Source organism: Kribbella sp. NPDC006257 (genome assembly GCF_040613535.1).
Taxonomy (GTDB): Bacteria; Actinomycetota; Actinomycetes; order Propionibacteriales; family Kribbellaceae; genus Kribbella.
The window spans coordinates 1-22,358 of sequence record NZ_JBEXSJ010000002.1 but is presented as its reverse complement, the minus strand read 5'-3'; the positions used below and the strand labels follow the sequence as shown (position 1 = coordinate 22,358).

Below are 22,358 nucleotides of genomic sequence, written 5' to 3'. Positions count from 1 at the left end.
ACCGCCGAGGGGTGGGATGCCGGGGCGGGGCGCGGGGGTGGGGTGGGGTGGGGCTAGCGGGTGAGGTGCTGGGCTAGGCGGCGGATGGTGACGGCGGCGGCGACCGCGTCGCTGCGGGCGTTGCCGTGGCGGCCGTCGGCGCTGTAGAGACCTGGGTCGGTGGAGAGGGGGTGGTCGGTGAGGTGGACGTGGATGGTGCTGAGGCGCTCGGACATCGCCTGGGTGCGCTCGGCGAGGACCTTCATCCGGGTCTGCAGGCCGGGCCGTAGCCAGTCGACGACGGCAGGGGAGTAGCCGACGTTGAACATGCCGAGCGTGATGACGTCGGCGCCGGCGGACTGGAGTGCCTCCACGATCGCGGTCAGCTCGGCATCCACCGACTCAGGGTTGTAGCGAGCGCTGAAGGCGTCGTTCCCGCCGCCGACGACAAGCGCCAGGTCCGGCTGGAACGCCAGTGCAGGCTCCAGCTGACTAGAGCGGATCTCGTGGGCGCGTAGCCCGCTCACACCAAGGTTCAGGTACTCCAGTGAAGGCGCCGACGCACGTAGCTCAGCAGCCAGACGGTCGGCCCACTGCAGCTCGCTGTAGCCGGGCACAGGCTCACAGAGCCCTTCAGCAACGCTGTCACCCAGTACTACGAACCGCCGCCAAGGATGCCCCGCCAGCAGCTTCGCCGACTCACCCTCCGCCAAGCAGTACTGGTCGGTGGCCTCAGTGATCACGCAGCCTCCTCTGGCGCGTAGTGCTCCAGCTCGACGGGACGCTTCCACAGCCGGTAGACGGGCACCAGAGTCACCAGCAGCAGCACTACCCCGGACCCGACTACAGCTGGGCGTAGGCCGAAGGACGCCGCTGACCAGCCGGCTAGTACGCCGCCGATCGGGATGCCGATGAAGGCGATCGCTCCGGTCACCCCAAAGACACGGGTCTGCAGCGCGGCCGGCACTCGCTCGTAGAGAGTCACGCCCATCACCGGGTTCACCGCGGCGTTCGCGACTCCGCAGCAGAAGCTCACCGTGACTACGAGCCACAGGTGATGCGACAGCCCGAGCGTGAACAGCCGGGGCGCTCCACCGACCGCAGCGCCGATCACGAACGATCCGTACTGCGGGAGTCGCGGCCCCAGCACGGTGAAGATGACGTTGCCGAGCAGTGCTCCCGCGGCGAACCCGCCGAACAGCAGTCCGAGCGCAGCAGGCGACTTGAGCACCTGGTCCACCCAGAGCGGCACGAACACCGCCGTACTCGCCTGGTTGAAGACGTTCAGGAAGAAGATCATCACGATCATCCCGAGCAGCAGCTGGTCCTTGCGGATGTACGCGAACCCGCCGCGCAGCGCCCGGAAGTACGGCTCCCGCACCGGCGCCGGCTCGTCCTCCGGGGCTGGTGGGAGCCGGACCAGCGCACCGATCAGCGCGGCGCAGACCAGGAACGAGATCGCGTCCACGGTGATCGCCTTGTTCGGCCCGATCCAGCTGATCAGCAACCCGCCCAGCGGCGCCCCGACGAGGGTGGCGGTCCGGGTGAAGCCCTCGTACGACGAGGTGACCCGGATCATCTTCACGCCGGCCGCCTCGGCCATCGGCTTCAGCATCACGTGCTTGACCCGGTCACCACAGCCGCGCAGCGCACCGGCGACCGCGACCAGCAGGCACAGTCCGGCGAACGACGAGCCCGGTGAGAGCACGATGACGGCCATCGCGATGGCGCTGCCGAGGTCGGTGACGATCGACGTCCGGCGGAGCCCGAACCGGTCGGCCAGAGGCGCGGCGAGCACCCCCGATACGACGTACGGAAGCATCTCCGCGCCCGCGACGAGGCCCATCTTGGCGGGGCTGCCGGTGGTCGTCAGGACCAGCCAGGGGATCGCCACCATCGACACGCGGTCGCCCAGCACGGACAGCACGTCCGCCGTGAACAGGGCGATCAGGCCGGTCTTGCGGCTCATGATGATGAAGCCGCGTAGGAGGCTCGGAGGGCTACCTTGTCGACCTTGTGCGCAGACGTGAGCGGCAGGGCGTCCAGGAACTCGACAGCGCGCGGCGTCCACATCTCGTTGAACTCGTCGCGCACCAGGGCGCGTAGCTGGGACTCGGTGACGACAGCGCCCGGGTAGCGCACGACGTACGCGTGCGGCACCTCGCCGAACGCCTCGTCCGGTACGCCGATCACCGCGGCCGCCTGCACACCAGGCACCGACTGCAGCAGGTCCTCGATAGGCCTGCAGTACACGTTCCAGTTGCTCGACCCCGTGACGATCGTGTCCTGCACCCGGTCCACGACGTACAGGTAGCCGTCGGCGTCCAGGTAGCCCAGGTCACCCGTCCGGACCCACCCGTCGACGATGGCTCGCTGAGTGAGATCCGGCCGCCCCCAGTAACCGACGAAGCGCAGCTTGCTGGTCGCATAGATCTCACCGGTCTCACCAGGCTTCAGCGGGTGTCCCTCGGCATCACGGATCTCCACCCGGACATCCCCGTACGGCGCTCCCGATGACCGCAGTCGCTCGGGATGCTCCGGGTCCTCGGTGAGCCCGGGTTGGGCAGTGACCACGATGACTTCGCTCAAGCCGTAGACGATCCGTAGTACGGGACCGAACCGCTCGATCGCCTGCCGCAGCCGCGAGGGCGCAGCCGGGCCGGCGCCGACGTTGAGCATGAACAGGCTGCTCACGTCGGTTGTGGGCAGGTCCGGGTGGTCCAGGAGTTGGTAGAGCAGCGGCGGTGACACGTACGTCGAGTTGATCCGCTCGCGCTCGATCGTGGCCAGCGCGCGACCCGCGTCCCACTGGTCCTCGAGGAAGAGCACGCCGCCCATGAACAGGTTGAAGAAGCTGGTGATCTGCCCGCTCGCGAATGCCATCGGTGAATGCGACAGGTGCCGCAGCACCGGCAGCCCGGCCGCCAGGTAGTCGGCGGCGAGCGTCAGGATCTGCTCGTAGAACGCCTGCCGGTGGTGCACCAGCTTCGGCTCCCCGGTCGTCCCACTCGTCTGCAGGCAGGTGGCGGGCGCCAGGTCACCAGGATCAGGCTGGAAGGCCTCGGCAGGCCTGGCAGTGAGCAGGTCCGGCCCCAGCCCGCCAGGCCCGAGGCAATGCACCGGTACGCCGAGTTGCACGGCCAGCCGTTCGCCGAGGACGTCCTTGCTGACGGCGTCGTACACGAACACGTCGGCCTCGGAGAGCCGGGCGAACGCCTCGATCTCGCGGCGCCCCGCGATCGGCGCGATCCACATCGTCCGGGCGCCGACCAGATGCAGCGCTAGTTGCAAGGCCGGGAGCTCGATCGTGTTGCCGGCCAGCACCAGCACGCCGGTGCCCGGCCCGATCCCGCGCTCCTGCAGCACCGCCGCCAGATCGAGCACCTGGTCGCGTAACTGACCGAAGCTGATCCGTCGCCCTCCGGAGACGATCGCCTCCGCGTCGCCGTACTCCGCGAACAGCCGCAGCGCGGCCACGACATAAGACCCGGACTTTTCCAGGTTTTCGTCCAGCACGACATCGACCGACATGGCTACCCCACCCTCCTCGATCCGGCCCGAGCGTACTTCGAGAATTCCGCCGCCACCAGTTCGCAGAGAATTCAAGCGAGTAATTCAAAGCTCCCGTTGACGTGTCAGTGATCCGGAACTAGGTTTTCGCCACCGCTATCCGCGCGAGGCATTTCTTGCCTGTCGCGCGCCAACCCATTTGGGGGGTTGTTCCATGCGCATTCCCAGTAGTCTCCGTACGGCCGCGGTGGCCGCGGCCGTATCGCTCGCCGGTTCGGCGCTGGTGTTCACCGGATCCGGGGCGACGCCGTCCCAGGACAAGGGTCACCAGGCCGAGTGGGTCGGCAGTTGGGCGGCCGGTGTCTCGCAGGGCGAGGCCACCGGCTTCACCGCGACCGGCCTCAACAACCAGAGTGCTCGTTACGTGGTCCGGCCGTCCGTGGGGGGCGACAAGGTCCGGATCCGGTTCTCGAACATCTACGGTGACCGGCCGATCCAGATCGGTGCCGCCACCGTGGCCGAGGCGGACACGAGCACGCCGGTCGCGTCCGACATCGACACCGCGACGCTGAAGTCGCTGACCTTCAACGGTTCGCCGACCGCGGTGATGAACAAGGGCGCCGAGCTGCTCAGCGACCCGGTCAGCCTCGAGGTGCCGGACCTGAGCACGCTGGTGATCAGCGTCTTCTACCCGACCGCGACCGGTCCGACCACCTGGCACGCCTCGTCGACGCAGCAGAACTTCTTCGGCCCCGGCGACCTGACCACCGCGGCCGACGGTACGCCGTACATCACCACCAGGGCCTGCTGCTGGACGTTCCTGTCCGGGGTCGACGTGCTCACCGACCACTCCGACGGCTCGATCGTGGTGCTCGGTGACTCGATCGCGGACGGCCTGCTCAGCACGCTGAACGGCAACAACCGCTGGCCGGACCAGCTCGCAGAGCGGCTGGCGGCCGACCATCGGCACAACACCCCCGGCGTCCTGAACGTCGGCATGGCCGGCAACCGGCTGCTGAAGGACAGCCCCGAGGACATCCTCGGTGCGCCGAACGGCATCCAGCAGCTCGGCGTGAACGCGCTGGCGCGGCTGAACGAGGACGTCTTCGCGCAGACCCAGCCGAAGGTCGTGATCACCCACCTGGGTGTGAACGACATCTGGATGGACGACGCCCCGGCCGACAAGATCATCGCGGCGCTCAAGCAGATCAACAGCCAGCTGCACGAGCGCGGTATCCGCAGCCTCGGCGCGACCATCACGCCGTACGGCGGCTTCGCCACTCCCGGCGGCTGGACCCCGGAGCGGGAGCAGACCCGGCAGGCGGTCAACGCCTGGATCCGGAGCACGCACGACACCGACGGGTTCGTCGACTTCGACAAGGCCGTCCGTGACCCTGCCGATCCGACCAAGACGCTGGCCGCGTACGACGGTGGCGACCACATCCACATGAGCGACGCCGGCTACCAAGCAATGGCCAACGCCGTTCCGCTGCAGTTGGTGCGGTGACGGATGACCACCGCCGCACAGGTGCTCAAGGGGCTGTTCAGCACAGCCGGTCTGGACGATCCGTACCAGTTCTACGCCGAACTGCACCAGCTCGGACCGGTCTGCCTGCTGGACGGCGACGGTCCCTATGCGGCGGTGGTCACCGGCTACGAAGCGGCCGACCAGCTGCTTCGTGACCAGCGGTTCCGCGTCACCGACGACGTGTACACCGATGAGCGCAGTGGCCCCGAGTGGCGCGAGCACCCGCTGCTCGCGGTGCTCAACAACTCGATGATGTACAGCAACGACAGCCGTCATACGCAAGCCCGGCGGCTGTTCCACCAGGTGTTCACGCCGCGCCGGGTGGCCGAGCTCGAACCGGCCGTCACCGAGTTGGTCGACGGCCTGATGGACACGATGGCGGCGCGGTTCGCCGCCGACGGGCAGGCGGACTTCATGACGGAGTTCGCCTACCTGTTGCCGAGCAGCGTGGTCGCCGCACTGCTCGGCATCCCGCAGAGCGACCTGTCGTTCTTTCGCCCGCGGGTCGAGCGGATCAACGACTTCCTCGATGTCACCGGCAAGACCGACGAGGTGCTGGCCGCCGCCGACCAGGCGACGGTCGAGCTCTCGGACTACTACCGTTCATTGCTCGCTGAGCGGCGGGCGGTGCCGAAGGACGACTTGATCAGCCAGCTGGCCGCGGCGATCGACGCCGGTGAGCACCAGGTGTCCGACGACGACCTGATCAGCAACCTGCTGGTGTTGTTCAACGCCAGCTTCGTCACCACGATTCACCTGATCGGCAACGGGATGCAACTGCTGCTCGACCGGCCTGAGGTGCGGTCGGCCGAGATCCCTTCGTTCGTGGAAGAGGTACTCCGGTACGAGGCGCCGGTGCAGTTCGTCGCGCGCTTCGCCAACGAGGAGGCCACCGTGGCCGACACCGTCATCCCGGCCAAGCAACTGGTGCTGGTGATGCTGGGCGCCGCGAACCGCGATCCCTCGCGCTACAAGGATCCGGACATCTTCGACCCGGCCCGGATCGACGTGAAGCCGCTCAGCTTCGGGGCCGGACCGCACTACTGTCTGGGTGCCGCGCTGGCCCGGGCTGAGGGGCGGATCGCCTTCCCGCGGTTGCTGGAACGCTTTCCGACCCTGCGAGCGGCGGGCCCTACGGTCCGGAATCCGCAGCAGTTCCTCCGCGGGTACAAGTCGATGCCGGTGGCGCCATGACAGCAGATGAGATCCTCGCCGAGCTGCAGACCGATGCCGGCCGCCGGGCGCCGTATCCCTTGTACGCAAGGCTGCACGCGCTCGGGCCGGTCAACTTGACGCCGGAGAGTCCGGCGTACGCGGCCGTCGCAGGAGGGTATGCGGCCGTCGACCAGATCCTGCGGGATCCCCGCTTCGTCAAGGGTGGTCCGCCGCCCGCGCGGGACGCGGACCCGATCACCAAGGCGCTGAGCAACTCGATGATGTTCCGGACCGAGCCGGACCACGGCCGGATGCGGCGGGCGTTCCATGCCGCGTTCACGCCTCGCCGGGTGGCGGCGCTGGAACCGGAGATCGCCAAGCTCACGGATCAGTTGCTGGATCGCCTTGCAGGCTTGGGAAGTCCGGTCGACTTCATCGCAGAGTTCGGGTATCTGTTGCCCGCTGGGGTGATGAGCGTGCTGCTCGGCATCCCGGCGCCGGATCTGGACTGGTTCCGGACCCGGGTGCAGCGGGTCGAGGACTACTTGGACTTCGGCGGTCGGACGCCGGAGAAGGTTGCCGCGGCCAACAATGCGGCCACCGAGATGTCGGAGTACTACGCGTCGCTGATCGCTGCCCGGCGTACGAAGCCTGGTGATGATCTGATCAGCGGGCTGGTCCAGGTCATCGACGCCGGCGAAGGTGACCTGACCGACGACGAGCTGATCGGCAACCTGCTGGTGCTGTTCAACGCCAGCTTCGTCACCACCATCAACCTGCTCGGCAACGCGATCCCGCCGCTGCTCGAGCGGCCTTCGCTGGTGAAGGCGGTTGCTAGTGACCCGGCGGTCGCGGAGGCCTGCGTCGAAGAGGTGCTCCGATGGGACGGAACCGCACAACTGGTGGTCCGTACTGCGTCGGAGGATCTGTCGGTCGGTGGCGTGACCGTCCCCGAAGGAGGTCTGGTGCTGGTGATCCTCGGTGCCGCGAACCGCGATCCGGCGCGCTTCCCCGACCCTGAGGTCTTCGATGTCGACCGGGCCGACAAGCGTCACATCACCTTCGGTGCAGGCGCCTACTTCTGCATCGGCGCGGTGCTCGCCCGGGCCGAGGGACGGCTCGCGCTGCCGCGGCTGTTCCAGCGATTCCCCGACCTCGCGCTCGCCGGGCCGCCGGTGCAGAGCGCCGGACTCGCCCTCCGCGGCTACGCCACCATGCCTATTGTGCTGGGCAACTAAGTCTCCTGGAGAACATGTCATGCCCTTGGATCCGCAGGTCGAGGCGATGCGTGCACAGCGTGCGGCCGACAACGTTCCGCAGCTCTATACCCAGAGGCTCGCAGAGGCGCGGGCTGCCGATCTGGCTTCGATCCAGGCGGCGGGTGGTTCGCTGGAGCACGTTCATCAGGTCGAGGATGTCGTGATGGAGTCGGGCCTGCCGCTGCGGATCTACCGGCCAGATGCGGAGGGGCCGTTGCCGACGCTGGTGTACTTCTTCGGTGGCGGCTGGACGTTGGGCAGCATCGACACGGCCGACGGCATCTGCCGGCAGTTGGCCAATGCCGTGCCGTGCCAGGTCATCACCGTCGGCTACCGGCTCGCTCCGGAGAACCCGTTCCCCGCGGCAGTCAACGACTGCCACCAGGCGACGCAGTGGATCGCGGATCACGCTTCGGAACTCCGAGTCGGGCGCATTGCTGTCGGCGGGGACAGTGCCGGCGGCAACCTTGCGGCTGCAACCACCTTGCTGGCAAGGGAATCTGGCCCTGCGCTCGCCGCTCAGCTCCTGGTCTATCCGAATACACTCTACGGCTCCGACACTGCCTCGATGCGAGCCGGTGACGACCCGTTCCTCTTCAACAAGACGTCGGTCGGCTGGTACTGGGATCACTACCTCACCGACCCCGCCGACGGCCGCAACCCCTTGGCTTCGCCTCTGCTGGCCGAGTCGCACGCCAACTTGCCGCCCGCGCTGGTGATCACCGCGGAATTCGATCCGCTGCGGGATGAGGGCGAGTTCTATGCCGAGAAGCTGTACGCCGCGGGGGTGCCGACACAGCTGAGTCGGTACGACGGCATGGTGCACGGGTTCTTCGCGATGTCCGGTGTCCTCGACGGCGGCCGGAAGGCGATCGCCGAGGCGGCCGAGTTCCTGCAACGGAGCCTGGTTGATGGCTAGCTCGCTGGCGGAGTTTGAGGAGCTTGCGGCGAGTGCGCTGCCTCTCGGCGTACGGGATTTTGTTGCCGGGGGCAGCGGTTCCGAGACGACGTTGCGGCAGAACCGGGTGGCGCTGGATGCGGTGACTGTGTGCCCGCGGGTGCTGGCTGGGGTGTCGGCGCCGGATCCGTCGACGACGTTGCTCGGGACGCCGGCGGCGATGCCGGTTGCGGTGGCGCCGATGGCTTATCAGCAGTTGGTGCATCCAGCTGGCGAGTTGGCCCTTGCGCGGGCGGCTTCGATGGCTGGGATCCCTTATATTATTAGCACTCTGAGCAGTCAGCCGTTGGAGAAGATCGCGGCTGAGGCGGCGACCTGGTTCCAGCTCTACTGGTTGCGTGATCGCGCGATGGTCGAGTCGTTGATCGATCGGGCTGCGGAGGCGGGGTGCAGTGCGTTGATGGTGACGGTCGACGTACCGGTGATGGGGCGACGACTGCGCGACGTACGGAACTCGTTCCAGCTGCCGTCTGATGTGGTGGCGGCGAACCTGGTCGGAGAGCAGACCGAGGCGCATGTCGGGGTGGCGGGGGCGTCGGCTGTGGCTACTCATACCGCCGCGGCATTTGAGCCTTCGCTGTCCTGGCGCGACCTGGAGTGGATCCGGCGCCGGAGCGATCTTCCCCTGGTGGTGAAGGGCATTCTGGATCCGCGCGATGCCCGCCGGGCGGTCGAAGTCGGGGCCGGGGGCATCGTTGTTTCCAATCATGGCGGGCGGCAGTTGGACGGCGCTCCGGCTTCTGTCGACGCGCTGGAGGCGATCGTCGACGCGGTCGATTGTGAGGTCCTGCTCGACAGCGGGATCCGGAGCGGCATCGACGTACTACGGGCACTCGCGCTCGGAGCGTCCGGCGTACTGATCGGGCGACCGTTGCTCTGGGCAACAGCTGTCGATGCCGCCGGCGAGGCCCTGGAGTTGCTGCGAGCCGAACTGACCCAGGCGATGATGCTCGCGGGCTGCGCTACGGTGGCCGAGGTCGCCGAGTTGACGACGGGGAGGGCCTGATGGCTGATCTAGACGTGGTGGACCTGCATGGGTCGCTCACCGACCGCACGCTGAACTCGATGAACTTCCTCAACGAGGTCTCGCAGCACTACCCGGACGCGATCTCGCTCGCCGCCGGACGCCCGTCGGAGGAGTTCTACGCGTTCGAGGACCTGCATTCGTACCTGGACAGCTTCAGGCGGTACCTGCGCGAGGAGCTCGGGTACGACGAGGCGGCCGTGCGCCGGGCGGTGTTCCAGTACGGGCGGACCAAGGGCATCATTCACCACCTGGTCGCCCGGAACCTCGCGCTGGACGAGGGGATCGAGGTCGACCCCGAGTCGCTGGTGATCACCGTCGGCTGCCAGGAAGCGATGGTCCTCGTACTACGGGCGCTCAGGGCTGACCCTCAGGACGTCCTGCTCGTCGTGTCACCGGCGTACGTCGGCATCACCGGTGCTGCGCGTCTGGTCGACCTTCCGGTGCTGCCCGTTGCTGGAGGCAACGATGGTGTCGATCTGGAGGACCTGGTCGCCGTGGTCAAGGCGGCTCGGGCCGAAGGACTCCGGCCGCGTGCGTGTTACGTGATGCCCGACTTCGCGAACCCTTCCGGACTGAGTCTCGACCTGGAGACCCGGCGGCAGTTGCTGGAGGTCGCGGCGGAGCAGGATCTCCTGCTGCTCGAGGACAACCCGTACGGGCTCTTCCCGGCGGCCGGCGTGGAGCGGGTGCGAACACTGAAGTCCCTCGACACCGAGCGGCGAGTGATCTATCTCGGCTCCTTCGCCAAGACCGCGCTGCCAGGTGCTCGGGTCGGCTATGTGGTCGCCGATCAGACGGTGGCCGCCGTGGACGGTTCGGTCGGCCTGCTCGCCGACGAGCTGTCGAAGATCAAGAGCATGGTCACGGTCAACACCTCTGCGGTCGCGCAGGCGGTGATCGGGGGCAAGTTGCTGCAGAACGACTGCAGTCTGGTCGCCGCGAACCAGCGCGAACGGGCGATCTACGCGGACAACCTGCGAGCTGTCACCGATGGGCTGGCCGCTCGCTTCCCTGGCGGCGAGGTGACCTGGACGGTTCCGTCCGGCGGGTTCTTCATCGTCGTCACCGTTCCGTTCGTGGTGGACGACGCTTTGCTGGAGAAGTCGGCGCACGAGTACGGCGTTCTGTGGACGCCGATGCGGCACTTCTACGACGGCGACGGCCCGATCCACGCGCTCCGGCTCTCCTGCAGCTCGGTCACCCCGGATCAGATCGACGCCGCCCTGAACCGCCTGGCCGCCCTGATCATGGACCAACTTTGAGAATTGGTCCTCTCAGTGGGTGGGGAACTGGATCTGTAGTGGAGACCGGTTCGCTTCTACGGTGAACCCATGACCGAGCTCACCTGCGACGCGCCTCTCGTCCCCGCTCCCGAGCGGCTGGTCAGCCGGCAGTTCGGGTTGTTGCTGGTGATGGTGTTCGGCTCCGGGCTGAGCATGTACCTGCTGACCTCGGTCGTTCCGCTCTACCTCGCGGCCAACGGCTCCGGCGGGATCGGGGCCGGCCTGTCGACCGGCGCGATGATGCTCTCCGCCGTCGCGGTGGAACTGCTGGTACCACGGATGCTCGGCCGCTTCGGCTACCGCGGCACCCTCGGACTGGGCCTCGTTCTGCTCGGCGCACCCTCGCTGGTCTTGCTGCTGACCGCCTCCCTGCCGGTGGTCCTCGCCGTCTGCGTGGTGCGCGGCGGCGGCCTCGCGATCATGGTCGTCGGCGCGGTCGCGCTGGTCGCCGAACTCACTCCGGCCCACCGTCGCGGCGAAGCCCTCGGCCTGTACGGCGTGGTTGTCGGCCTCCCCGCGATCATCGGCCTGCCGCTCGGGGTGTACCTGACCAACGTGATCGGCTTCGGGGCGCTCTTCGTCATCGCGGCGGCCGCCTCGCTTGGTGGACTCGCGTTCGTGGCCGGCCTGCCTGCCCGCCGTACAGGGTCTGAGCCGCAGCATGTGAAGGTGCTCGGCGGGTTGCGGGGGAGCGGGCTGCTGATGCCGACGCTCGTGTTCGCCGCGGTGACCGTTGCGGCGGGGATCAGCGTGACGTTCGTACCGCTGGCCGTCTCGGCTGATCGGCACGCGCTGGTGGCCGTCGCGCTGCTCGTTCAAGCGATCGCGGCTCCGGCGGCTCGCTGGGTCGCGGGCCGGTACGGCGACCGGGTGGGACCCGCCAAGCCGCTGGCCGCCGCTTTGCTACTGGCCGCGTTCGGTGCGGGCGCGCTGGTGTTCATCGGCAGCGGCGTCGCCGTGGTGGTCGGCGCCGCTGCTTTCGGTCTCGGCTTCGGCGCGGCCCAGAACCTGACACTCGCGATGATGTACGACCGCGTCGACCGAACCCGCTTCGGCCAGGTCAGCGCCCTGTGGAACCTCGCATACGACGGCGGCTGGGGCCTCGGCGCCATCATCTTCGGAGCCGTCGTCGCCGGCACCGGCTACTCGTTGGCCTTCGGTCTGACAGCCTTGGTTGTTGCGACGGCGATCATCCCCGGCGCTGCGGGCGGCGCGGGGCTGAGAGGCGGGACGGCGTACTGGTCAGAGCTTGCGGAGGCGGACCCAGCGGACGGCGTGGTCCTGGCCTTTGCGGAGGACGAGGGTGGCGCGGGAGCGGGTCGGCAGGATGTTCTCGCGCAGGTTGGGGCCGTTGATGCCGTCCCAGAGCGACTCGGCCTTGGCGATCGCCTCTTCGCGGCTCAGCTCGCCGTACCGCACGAAGTATGACTCCGGATTGCGGAAGGCCGTTTCCCAGAGCTTGAGGAAGCGGTGCACGTACCAGGAGCGCACATCGTCGGCCGCGGCATCGACGTACACCGAGAAGTCGAAGAAGTCGCTGACGGCCAGGCCGCTCTTGCCGTCCGCGTGCCGGGGCGCCGGCTGCAGGACGTTCAGTCCTTCGAGCAGCAGGATGTCGGGCTGCTCGACCGTCGTACGGACGCCTGGCATCCGGTCGTAGTGCAGGTGTGAGTAGACCGGCGCCTCGACGCTGTCCATGCCGGACTTCACCTCGACGACGAAGCGGAGCAGGGCCTTGCGGTCGTACGACTCCGGGAATCCCTTCCGCAGCATCAGGTTGCGGCGTTCCAGCTCGGCGTTCGGCCAGAGGAAGCCGTCGGTGGTGACGAGCGCGACGCGGGGGTGCTCGGGCCAGCGGGCGAGCAGTTCGCGCAGCAACCGGGCGGTGGTGGATTTGCCGACGGCAACCGAGCCGCCGATCCCGATCACGAACGGCGTCCGCATCGCGGCCGGTTTGCCCAGGAACGCCTCGGTGTCGGAGTGCAGCGCGCGGGCGTGCCGGACGTACAGCGACAGGATCCGGGACAGCGGCAGGTAGACCTCGCGCACCTCGTCGATGTCGATCTCGTCACCGAGACCGCGCAACCGCTCGATCTCCTCGGCCGTCAGTGGTGACTCGGTGGTCTCGGCCAGTTGCGCCCAGGCGGCGCGATCCAGCTCGGTGTACGGGGTCACCTCCCGCGGCGGCTGCAGCATGGGGCCCATTCTTCCCACACCCGGCCGGGCTACGCTGACCGGCATGTGTGGCTACGAGACTGCGGGTGTGGCAGTTGTCACATCAGGTTCCTCATGATCGTCGGCGTGGGCATCGATGTGGTGGACATCGAACGGTTCATGAAAACGCTGGAACGGACCCCCGGTCTGCGGACCAAGGTGTTCACTCCGGCGGAGGCGAGCAAGCCGCCGGCGTCGCTCGCCGCCCGGTTCGCGGCCAAGGAGGCGCTGGCGAAGGCGCTGGGTGCCCCGGCCGGGATGCACTGGCACGACGCCGAGGTCCGGACCGACGACACCGGCCGGCCCTGGCTGGAGATCACCGGCACCGTATCCGAGCGGGCCGCGCAGCTCGGCGTCCAGAGCATGCACCTCTCACTGAGCCACGACGCGGGCATCGCGTCGGCCGTCGTCATCCTGGAGGGTTGAGATGCGGCACGCACACACCGTCGACCAGGTCCGCACCGCCGAGGCCGCCCTGATGTCCCGCCTCCCCGAAGGCACCCTGATGCAACGCGCCGCCACCGGCCTGGCCGTTGCCATCAGCAACTTCCTGGGCTCCACCTACGGCGCGCGCGTCGTCCTCCTCATCGGCTCCGGCGACAACGGCGGAGACGCCCTGTACGCCGGTACGCAACTCGCCCGCCGAGGCGCCCAGGTCACCGCCGTTCTCCTTTCGGACAAGGCCCACCCTGAAGGCGTAGCCGCGCTCGCCGCCGCCGGCGGCTGGATCACCTCGGCTGTCGAAGGCAGCTCGAGCGGCGGCGGCGACCGCTCCCCTTCCCCTTCCCCCGCCGAAGGCGGGTGGGCGGCGGCGATTGCCGCCGCTGACCTCGTTGTCGACGGGATCGTGGGGATTGGAGGGCGACCAGGGTTGCGGGCGGATGCGCTTGCCGTCGTACGGGTTGCTGTGGACAACGGCGTACCGGTTGTTGCTGTGGATGTGCCTTCTGGGGTTGATGTCGACAGTGGGGAGACGCCGGCTGAGCATGTGACGGCCGCGTTCACGGTGACGTTCGGTACTCACAAGATCTGCCACTTCATCGACCCGGCGGCGACGGCATGTGGTCCGGTGCATCTGGTCGACATCGGGTTGGAGCTTCCGCCGCCGGCCGTCTCCGCAGTACAAGACGCGGACGTTCGCGAGCTCTATCCGGTGCCGAGCGGTGAGTCCGACAAGTACTCGCGGGGCGTCCTCGGGCTGATGGCAGGCTCGAAGCAGTATCCGGGTGCCGCCGTCATCGCCACCTCCGGCGCCCTGGCCGGCCCGATCGGCATGCTCCGGTACGTCGGACCCGACGCCGTCGCTACCGCCGTTCGCGCGGCTCACCCCGAGATCGTCGCCGGCGAAGGTCGCGTCCAAGCCTGGGCGATCGGCTCCGGCCTCGGCGACGAACTCGACATCGCCAAGGTCCGCGACCTCCTGAACTCCGAGATCCCCGTCCTCCTCGACGCCGACGGCCTGAAGGCACTGGACGACTCCGGCGACCACATCGACGTACTGGCCACCCCGCACGCCGGCGAACTGGCCCGCCTCCTCGGCGTAGACCGCTCCAAAGTCGAAGCCGAACGCCTGAAACACGCCCGCCTGGCAGCAGAGCGTTACGACGTCACAGTCCTCCTGAAGGGCGCCACCACCGTCATCGCCGCCCCCGACGGCCAGGTCCGAGTCAGCAGCAACGCCACCCCCTGGCTAGCCACCGCCGGCGCCGGCGACGTCCTAGCCGGCCTCTGCGGCTCCCTCCTGGCAGCAGGCCTCAACCCCCTAGATGCGGCAACGGTCGGCGCCTACCTCCACGGCGCCGCAGCCCACCTAGCCTCCTCCAACGGCCCCCTCACAGCCCTCCAGGTAGCCCAAAACCTCCCCGAAGCCACTCGCCTCTTGCTTGGGTAAACGGTTTCTGGGTAGGACGGGGGTGTAGCGCCTCCACCGCCTAGGAGATCGCATGAAGCGTTTGGTTGCTCTGGTTGCTGCCCTGTTGGTTGCCGTTCCGCTTCAGGCGTCGGCGGCGAGGCCGCCTAAGCCGTATGTGGCGGATCAGGACACCAAGATTGATGTGATGGGGGAGTGGGCTCATCCGGATGATGACACGTCGATTATTGGGCCGTGTGGGGTGTGGCATCAGCGGTACGGGGTGAGGTGTGGCGTCATTCAGGTGACGCGGGGGGAGGGTGGTGGGAACGCGGTCGGGACCGAGTTGGGGCCCGCGCTCGGTTTGCGGCGGGAGAACGAGGACCGGGTGGCGCATTACCGGTCCGGGACCGTAGACATCTTCAACCTGGACCGGATCGACTTCTTCTACAACCAGAGCGCGCCGCTGACGCAGTACTTCTGGGATGCGGAGGAGACGCTACGACGCGTGACCAGGGTCATCCGTACGACGCAGCCGGAGATCTACATCGGGTTCACGCCGACCCTCGACGCGGGGCACGGCAACCACCAGGAGGCCGGCCGGCTGATCTGGGAAGGCGTGCAGGCCGCCGCCGACCCGAACCGCTTCCCCGAGCAGCTCCGCGGTCCCGGTGCGCTGAGCACCTGGCAGGTGAAGAAGGTCTTCTCCGGCGGCAGTACTGCAGGCACCGGCGGTACGACGACAGCCGGGAACTGTGCGACCGGATTCACCCCGACCAACCTGGACACTGTCGCCGGAGTCTGGACCGGCTACGACTCGCCGTACAAGTGGCCCGAAGGCAACCTCCAAGGACAACCCGCCGGTACGCCGAAGATCTGGCAGCAGGTCGCCGACGAAGGCCGTGCCGCCTACCCGACCCAGAGCCGGGTGATGTTCAAGGGAACTTCAACGGCAGCCTGTCCCAAGTTCGGCATGACCGAGTCGTTCGTACCGTTCCAGCCGAACACGCTCGCCGACGGTACGCCGAACCCGAAGGCCGGCCAGGACGACGCGATCCTCTTCGGCGCCGCCAAGGCAGATCCCGGCGGCCTCCCGCCCGGCACCCTGGAATACCTGACCTTCTCCCGCTTCCTCAACGTCGCCGGAACCCCCTTCCAGGCAACGGTTCACCTCCAAGGAAAACTTGCCCAAGGCAACGTCACCCTCACCGTCCCGCAAGGCTGGAGCACCGACGGACCCAAGCACCTCAAGGGAAGCGGCAACGTCACCTTCACCGTGACCCCGGCCGCCAACGCGCCGGTCAACCAGAACGCCAAGATCTCAGCGCTCTACATGGATGGCACCAAGACCGGCTACACCGACAACGTCGTACGGATCGTGTCACCGGTCGAGGGCCGCTTCCAGCGCTGGGGAAACTGGCAGGAATACGACCAGTGGCTGGCAACCACCGCACCGCAGGCGACAAGGCTCGGACGATCGGCCGCGATCCAGTCGATGCCCATCGGCAGCACCCTCGCCGTACCGGTGCTCGTGCACAACTGGTCAACGCAGCCGCAAAGCGGTGAGGTCTCACTCACCTTGCCCGCCGGCTTCACAGCGGATGCGGCGTCCAAGCCCTACGCGAATCTCGCCGCCGGAGCCGAAACGACGGTCACCTTCCAACTCACCAACACGGACGCCACTCTGCCCGCGACGCAGAACGTGCCCATCCCGATCACGACGACGTACGCCGGTGGCTCGGGCAGTGAAATGCTCACCCTGACCCTGGTCCCGAAGACAGCGATCGCCAAGGCTCAAACCACACCAACAGTCGACGGCACTGCAGCACCAGGCGAGTACGACGGCCCCACACTCGACCTAGGCCGCATCTGGCAAGGCGCTACCGGCTGCACCGGCACAGACGACTGCGGAAGCGGCGCAGGAGGCAGTACTGCGAAGGTCAGTTGGTCCGACGACGCTCTCTACTTCTTCATCCACGTCCGCGACGACTACCAGTCGTACGCAGTTACGCCGACCGAGTGTGTTGGCCACTGGCAAGCCGACTCGATAGAGATCCTTCTGGACCCACGTGGCAACGCATCTCAAGTACTGAAGGACACTGCGAACACCTTCAAGCTAGGCGTCTTCCCGTTCACCAACGACCCCACAGGCAGCAACGGCAACGGACCGAACAGCCCGTGCTGGGAGAGAGACGCCGACAACCACCAGGGCTACTCCACTGGACCTCTGAGCATCGGCAACGCACCAGGTGTTCAGGTGGCATCTACTGCAACCTGGGTCGGCAGCAACGAGACCACCACCCCGCACAGCTACACAGGCGGCGGCTATGACCTGGAAGTGAAGATCCCCCTCGCAGACCTTCCGGCAGCAGTCGACCCGACGCACCTCGGGCTCAACATCACGCCGTACGACAACGACGACACCTCTGCAGCCGGTACGACAACGCTGCGGCACATCGACATGAGCACGAGGCTCGGCTGGTCCGCGCTCGGCTCAGTGCAGTCCGACCCATACCGCTGGGGCCAGGCAACCGTCACCGGCTACACCCCACCAGCAGACCGCCCGACGACGCCCAGCGCACCCAACGTGTCCAACCCCAACCTGAACGGCGCCCTGTCTCCCCAGACGATCGCCCAGTCGGCACGCAACGGCGTACCGATCTCAGGGCGAGTCCCCAGCTCCGACCTCAAGATCCTGTACGCCGGGTTGGGGCGCGCCTCGGTAGACGTCTACACGCTGTCACGTGGCTCAGGCACAGCCCGCATGTTCCTCACCACCGGCCTACTAGGAGCCATCCCGGTCTACACAACGAGCTGCACCAGCGATCCTGCACCTGACTACGGACTCACACCGTGCGCTGTCACCGACGGCGGCATTCCACCGTGGTCACCGGACATGAGCGGACACCTGGTGGCCCAGACCACCAAGCCGGTCACACCAGGAGTCCAGCACTTCTCCATCCCACTCACAGCTGCCCAGCGAGCGAAGCTGGCAGCTGAGGGACATCTGCTCATGTCGTACGAGACCAGCCAGAACGAGGTCCAGGCCTTCGACCTGCGACTTACTGGGTCCCGATGAAGGTGAGACTCGTCCCCGGCGCGTTGGTCGGCATGAGCTGGAGCCGGTCGGAGGTGATGCTATAGACCACCTCGCCCTTGAGGACGTCGAGGATTGTCTTCTCCAGGTCTGCGGTGTCGCCCAGGCAGGCTCGCTGGGTGCTGACGAGTTCGCCGAAGGTGAGCTTGTTGCCGGTCCGGGCCACCGCGCCCTGGAAGTCGTTGCAGCCGGTCGATCCGGTGACCCGATCCCCGCTGATCGTGAAGTGAGCCTTGCCGGCCACGATCGAATGCGACGCGGTTTCTCCGGTGGTGACCGTGTCGAGCGTCCACTTGGTGCCGTCCAGAGCGAGATCCGGTAGGGCGGTCGCCTTGTCGACCAGGGAGATCACGGTGGTCCCGGTGCTGAGTTCGAGCTTGTCGCCGGTCAGCTTCCAGGTCGGCTCGGACGTCAGCAGCTTGGACAGCCAGTCGTCCTGGGCGTGCCGCGGGGTGTCGCAGCCCATGTCGGTGATGGCGAGATCCTTCACCCCGAGCTTGCCGCCGCCGGTGGAGACCTTGTCGGCGCCCATCGAGTTGCAGCCGGCGTTCGCGCTCAGCCGCCCGTCGGACATGAACTGCAACTGGATCCGCGTGTTGGGCGCGAGCCGCTTCGGTTGCCCGTTCTCGACCACAGCGGTCGACAGATAGGACTTCCCCTGCAGCGACGACCCACCGGAGGCGGGCTCGCTCCCGCACCCGGTCAGCGCGACAGCCAGCCCGGCCACGACGACAAGAGCACTCATCCGCATCTTCATAACCCTAAGGACGCGAACGGTCACCCCGACGTTGCAGTCAGTCGGTCAGATGATGACGCAAAGCCGCCGCGGCCCGCTCGACGTCCCGCGCGGTGGTCGACAGATGGAACCCCATCCGGAGCCGTCCGGCCCGGAACGACGCGACGATCCCCGCCTCTGCCAGCAACCGCGGGACCTCGTGGTCGGCGGCGGCCGCAACGATCGCCGACGCGATCGCGGGTGTCTTCAACCCGGTCTCGACCCGGAACAGCTCAGCCAGCCCGGTGCTGTGCTCGTACAGGGCCCGTACGCCGACCTCGCCGAGGAACTCGAGTGCGGGAGCAGCGGCGAGCCACAGATGCCAGGCGGGCGACAGATCCAGGCGTCGAGCACTCTCGGCCAGCCGCAGCGGGGAGCCGTAGATGCTGTTCCACGGTTCCTCGCCGGCGTACCAGTTGGCGTTGAGCGGCGTCAGTTCGTCGAGTAGGCCGGGCTGCACCGTGAAGTACGCCGTACCGCGTGGTGCGAGGAGCCATTTGTAGCCGCTGGCAGCAGTGAACGCGTACTGCGAGGCGTCGACAGGCAGCCAGCCGATCGCCTGAGTCGTGTCGAGCAGGATCCGTACGCCGGTCTCCCGCAACGCGTCCAGCTCGGCCACCCGGCCGTCCGAGGACTGCACCGCGCTCACCGCGACCAGGCCGGTCTCCGGCCGTACCTCGTCCGCGAGCCGCTCCAGCGGAACCTCCCGGACCCGATGCCCGAGCGCGAGGAACGGGAAGGTGAGGCTGGTGAAATCGCCCTCCGCGACCAGCACCTCGGCCCCGACCGGCAACCAATGCGCGACCAACGCCACGAAGCCGGACACCTGGCTCCCGACCGCCACCAGACCCGGGTCCACACCGACCAACTGCCCGTACGCCGTCCGCGCACGCTGCAGCGGGTCGTCATACGCAACGGCGTTAGCCGTACCACTTCGCCAGTCGGTCAGCCCGCTCTGCAAGGCATCCCAGCTCCGTCGCGGTGGTAGTCCGAAGGTGGGGGTGTTCAGGTAGATCACCGTCGAGTCGAACTCTTGCTGGGCTTGGGCCACTGAGGTCATGACTCCACCCTCGGCCGGCAGCCAGCTCAAGCGCCAGCCCGTCCTGATGAGACAAGCCCAAAGCTAGGCTTTGAGGATGGACCCCAAACGGCTGCTGATCTTCCGCGAGGTCGCGCGACTCGGTTCGCTGTCGAAGGCGGCCGAGGCGCTGGGCTGGACGCAACCGGCGGTCGGCCAGCACATGCAGCGGTTGGAGCGCGAGGCCGGGATCCCGCTGATGCTTCGCTCGGTGCGCGGCATCACGTTGACGGAGGCCGGGAACGCACTGCTCGTGCACGCGGATGCGATGGCTGCGCGGTTGTCGGCCGCGGACGCCGAGCTGCAGGCTCTGGCCACGTTGCAGCAGGGGACGCTCTCGCTGGTCGCGTTCCCGTCGGCCGCGGCCGTGCTGATTCCGCCGGCGTTGGCGGAGCTGGCTGCCCGCGCACCCGACCTCGACGTACGGCTGACTCAGCTCGAACCGCCGGAAGCACGGGCGGAGGTGCTGGCCGGCCCCGCGGATCTGGCGCTGGTGTTCGACCACCTGGACCTGCCGGAACACGGGGATCTGATCACCGAGAAGCTGTTCGAGGACCCACTGCGCGCAGTACTGGCGACCGGGCATCGGCTGGCCCGTCGAGGCAAGCCCATCGCGTTGGCGGAGCTCGCGGAGGAGCGGTGGATCACAGGGTGTCCGCGGTGCGAGGCGCATCTCATGAGCGCGACTGCCGCGGCCGGTTTCGTGCCTGACGTACGGCACCGGACCGACGACTACGTGGTGGTGCAGCGATTGGTGGCCGAAGGACTCGCAGTGACGTTGCTGCCACAGCTCGCGTTGACGGCCGCGCCCGGCCGTGGGGTTGTCGCCCTGCCGGTCCGTACGTCGCCTCGCCGGCTGGTCGCGGTGCTGCTGCGAGCCGAGATGCGGCGCAACGCTGCGGTGATCGCGGCGATCGAGGCGCTGCGTAGGGTTGCGGGGTGACTCGAGCTGCGCTGGTGATTTTCGACAACGACGGGGTGCTGGTGGACTCCGAGCGGCTGGCCAACGGCATTCTTGCCGAGCTGCTGACCGAGGCCGGCCTGCCCTACACGCTCGACGAGGCGGTCCGGGACTACATGGGCGGCAGCATGGTGTCGATGCGGCTGAAGGCCGAGGCGATGCTGGGATCGGCGTTGCCCGCGGATCTGGAGGATCGCTACCACCAGCAGTTGTTCGAGGGATTCGCCCACCTGCAACCGGTCCCCGGCGTACGGGAAGTGCTGGACCGACTCGATGCCGACGGTACGGCGTACTGTCTGGCCTCCTCCGGGACGCATCGACGGATCCGTACCGCGTTGGCCACGGTCGGCTTCTGGGACCGGTTCGAGGGGCGGATCTTCAGTTCGGAGGACGTCGAGCACGGGAAGCCGGCGCCGGATCTCTTCTTGCATGCGGCCAGCACGATGGGCGTGAAACCGGACGACTGCGTGGTCGTCGAGGACAGTCCGCTCGGGGTCGAGGCAGCCAATGCGGCCGGTATGCGCGTGCTCGGTTTCGCCGCGATGACGGACCCGGCGAAACTCAGCACGGCAACGGCAATTTTCACGACGATGGACGAGCTTCCGGAGCTTCTTGACCAGGTCTGAACGTGTCCCGGACCTTGCTTCTGGGTACGATCTCGGGACCGACCGGAGGAGGGGTTTCCGGACCGCCTGGGGGAGTTGGGCCATGGGGCCTGAGAGACTAGGTGGGTTATGTATGACCCTCTCGAGCCACTGACCGTGCGAGCCGAAGCGGTCGTGGACCTCGCCGCGATCCGCCACAACGTGGCCGCGCTGCGCTCCCGGGTGGAGTCCGCGCAGCTGATGACCGTGGTGAAAGCCGATGCGTACGGCCACGGAATGGTCCCGGTCGCCAAGGCCGCCCGGGAGGCCGGTGCGGACTGGATCGGCGCCGCCGTCCTGGACGAGGCGCTCAGCCTCCGCGCCGCCGGCGACACCGGCCCGATCTTCTGCTGGCTGACTACTCCCGGTGAGCCTGTCGCCGAGGCGATTGCCGCCGGCATCGACCTGTCCGCCGCGGCACCGTGGGAGATCGCCGAACTGGCCGATGCCGTGCAGGACCGCCCCGCCCGGGTCCACCTCAAGATCGACACCGGCATGAGCCGGGGCGGCGCCGTACCGGAGGAGTGGCCTGCGCTGCTCCGCGCCGCCCAGCGCGAGGAGAAGGCCGGCCGGATCGAGATCGCCGGCATCTGGTCGCACCTGGCCTCGTCGGACGAGCCGAAGAGCCCGGTGAACGAGCTCCAGCTGGCCAACTTTGTCGACGCGATCGGGGTCGCCGCCTCGCTCGGGGTCGACCCGCCGCTCAAGCACCTGGCCAACTCGGGCGCGACGCTGGAGCTGCCGGACACCCATTTCGACCTGGTGCGGCCCGGCCTCGCGACGTACGGGCTGTCCCCGTTCGGGCACGCGCTGCCGTCGGCCGAGCTCGGGCTGCGGCCCGCGATGACGCTGCGGGCGCGGCTGGCTATGGTCAAGCGCGTTCCGGCCGGCGTCGGCGTGTCGTACGGGCTCACCTGGACCGCGCCGCGGCCGTCGACGCTCGGCCGCGAATTGACGGTGGCGATCGCGCCCTTCATGCACGGACCCGATCTGTTCGAGTGGCCGTACAACTTCCCGAGCGGCACCCATCAGCTGACGGTC

General features: G+C 67.9%; 18 protein-coding genes and 1 pseudogene. 13 read left to right on the top strand and 6 right to left on the bottom strand.

The features are described 5' to 3' along the window. Positions 1-53: 53 nt before the first annotated feature. From ABZ004_RS02235 to ABZ004_RS02225, 3 genes are read right to left on the bottom strand one after another with little or no spacing between them, the layout of a single operon-like run. A complete protein-coding gene (locus ABZ004_RS02235; RefSeq protein ID WP_355677940.1) occupies positions 54-722 on the bottom strand; it encodes an SGNH/GDSL hydrolase family protein in 669 nt (222 codons plus the stop codon). Further along, positions 719-1,948, bottom strand: coding sequence for an MFS transporter (locus ABZ004_RS02230; RefSeq protein ID WP_355677939.1), 1,230 nt, complete (start codon positions 1,946-1,948; stop codon positions 719-721). The genes ABZ004_RS02235 and ABZ004_RS02230 overlap by 4 nt, the downstream gene beginning before the upstream one ends. After that, positions 1,945-3,585 carry an AMP-binding protein gene (locus ABZ004_RS02225; protein WP_355677938.1) on the bottom strand — a complete coding sequence of 547 codons (1,641 nt, stop codon included), beginning with the start codon at positions 3,583-3,585 and terminating at the stop codon, positions 1,945-1,947. The genes ABZ004_RS02230 and ABZ004_RS02225 overlap by 4 nt, the downstream gene beginning before the upstream one ends. Before the next feature lie 118 nt (positions 3,586-3,703). Between ABZ004_RS02225 and ABZ004_RS02220 the strand changes: the two genes are divergently transcribed. From ABZ004_RS02220 to ABZ004_RS02190, 7 genes and pseudogenes are all read left to right on the top strand, one after another. Continuing rightward, the gene (locus ABZ004_RS02220) at positions 3,704-4,996 is read left to right on the top strand and encodes an SGNH/GDSL hydrolase family protein (RefSeq protein ID WP_355677937.1); all 1,293 of its coding nucleotides are present in this window, start codon (positions 3,704-3,706) and stop codon (positions 4,994-4,996) included. 3 nt (positions 4,997-4,999) lie between these two features. Beyond that, entirely contained in the window at positions 5,000-6,211 is a 1,212-nt protein-coding gene (locus ABZ004_RS02215) for a cytochrome P450 (RefSeq protein ID WP_355677936.1), read from the top strand. Beyond that, complete coding sequence (locus tag ABZ004_RS02210) at positions 6,208-7,410, top strand: cytochrome P450 (protein WP_355677935.1); 1,203 nt, start codon at positions 6,208-6,210, stop codon at positions 7,408-7,410. The genes ABZ004_RS02215 and ABZ004_RS02210 overlap by 4 nt, the downstream gene beginning before the upstream one ends. Before the next feature lie 19 nt (positions 7,411-7,429). Further along, a complete protein-coding gene (locus ABZ004_RS02205) occupies positions 7,430-8,350 on the top strand; it encodes an alpha/beta hydrolase (protein WP_355677934.1) in 921 nt (306 codons plus the stop codon). Then, entirely contained in the window at positions 8,343-9,395 is a 1,053-nt protein-coding gene (locus ABZ004_RS02200; protein WP_355677933.1) for an alpha-hydroxy acid oxidase, read from the top strand. Before ABZ004_RS02205 ends, ABZ004_RS02200 begins: the two co-directional genes overlap by 8 nt. After that, positions 9,395-10,678 carry a PLP-dependent aminotransferase family protein gene (locus ABZ004_RS02195; protein ID WP_355677932.1) on the top strand — a complete coding sequence of 428 codons (1,284 nt, stop codon included), beginning with the start codon at positions 9,395-9,397 and terminating at the stop codon, positions 10,676-10,678. Before ABZ004_RS02200 ends, ABZ004_RS02195 begins: the two co-directional genes overlap by 1 nt. Positions 10,679-10,747: 69 nt before the next feature. Further along, positions 10,748-11,797: pseudogene (locus ABZ004_RS02190) on the top strand (MFS transporter); the annotation flags it as partial. A gap of 144 nt (positions 11,798-11,941) precedes the next feature. On the opposite strand, the gene coaA reads toward ABZ004_RS02190, so the two are convergent. Then, positions 11,942-12,895 carry a type I pantothenate kinase gene (gene coaA / locus ABZ004_RS02185; protein WP_355677931.1) on the bottom strand — a complete coding sequence of 318 codons (954 nt, stop codon included), beginning with the start codon at positions 12,893-12,895 and terminating at the stop codon, positions 11,942-11,944. A 93-nt stretch (positions 12,896-12,988) separates the two neighbouring features. Between coaA and ABZ004_RS02180 the strand changes: the two genes are divergently transcribed. The 3 genes from ABZ004_RS02180 to ABZ004_RS02170 are packed head-to-tail and all read left to right on the top strand — an operon-like array spanning position 12,989 to position 17,841. Continuing rightward, the gene (locus tag ABZ004_RS02180; RefSeq protein ID WP_355677930.1) at positions 12,989-13,339 is read left to right on the top strand and encodes a holo-ACP synthase; all 351 of its coding nucleotides are present in this window, start codon (positions 12,989-12,991) and stop codon (positions 13,337-13,339) included. Position 13,340: 1 nt separating this feature from the next. Beyond that, complete coding sequence (locus ABZ004_RS02175; protein ID WP_355677929.1) at positions 13,341-14,804, top strand: NAD(P)H-hydrate dehydratase; 1,464 nt, start codon at positions 13,341-13,343, stop codon at positions 14,802-14,804. Between the two features lie 52 nt (positions 14,805-14,856). Next, on the top strand, positions 14,857-17,841 hold the full coding sequence (locus ABZ004_RS02170; protein WP_355677928.1) for a PIG-L family deacetylase: 2,985 nt from the start codon (positions 14,857-14,859) through the stop codon (positions 17,839-17,841). On the opposite strand, the gene ABZ004_RS02165 is transcribed toward ABZ004_RS02170, so the two are convergent. Together ABZ004_RS02165 and ABZ004_RS02160 are read right to left on the bottom strand one after the other, a co-directional pair. Beyond that, positions 17,825-18,604, bottom strand: coding sequence for an META domain-containing protein (locus ABZ004_RS02165; RefSeq protein WP_355677927.1), 780 nt, complete (start codon positions 18,602-18,604; stop codon positions 17,825-17,827). The two genes, ABZ004_RS02170 and ABZ004_RS02165, sit on opposite strands and share 17 nt — an antisense overlap. A gap of 49 nt (positions 18,605-18,653) precedes the next feature. Next, positions 18,654-19,694, bottom strand: a complete 1,041-nt coding sequence (locus ABZ004_RS02160) for an aminotransferase class V-fold PLP-dependent enzyme (protein WP_355677926.1) — start codon at positions 19,692-19,694, stop codon at positions 18,654-18,656. A 76-nt stretch (positions 19,695-19,770) separates the two neighbouring features. Here ABZ004_RS02160 and ABZ004_RS02155 point away from each other — a divergent pair, with 76 nt between their 5' ends. From ABZ004_RS02155 to alr, 3 genes are all read left to right on the top strand, one after another. After that, the gene (locus ABZ004_RS02155; RefSeq protein WP_355677925.1) at positions 19,771-20,655 is read left to right on the top strand and encodes a LysR family transcriptional regulator; all 885 of its coding nucleotides are present in this window, start codon (positions 19,771-19,773) and stop codon (positions 20,653-20,655) included. Beyond that, on the top strand, positions 20,652-21,299 hold the full coding sequence (locus ABZ004_RS02150; RefSeq protein ID WP_355677924.1) for an HAD family phosphatase: 648 nt from the start codon (positions 20,652-20,654) through the stop codon (positions 21,297-21,299). Before ABZ004_RS02155 ends, ABZ004_RS02150 begins: the two co-directional genes overlap by 4 nt. A 108-nt stretch (positions 21,300-21,407) precedes the next feature. Then, positions 21,408-22,358 (top strand): alanine racemase (gene alr, locus ABZ004_RS02145; RefSeq protein ID WP_355677923.1); only part of this gene is annotated, 951 nt, incomplete at its 3' end.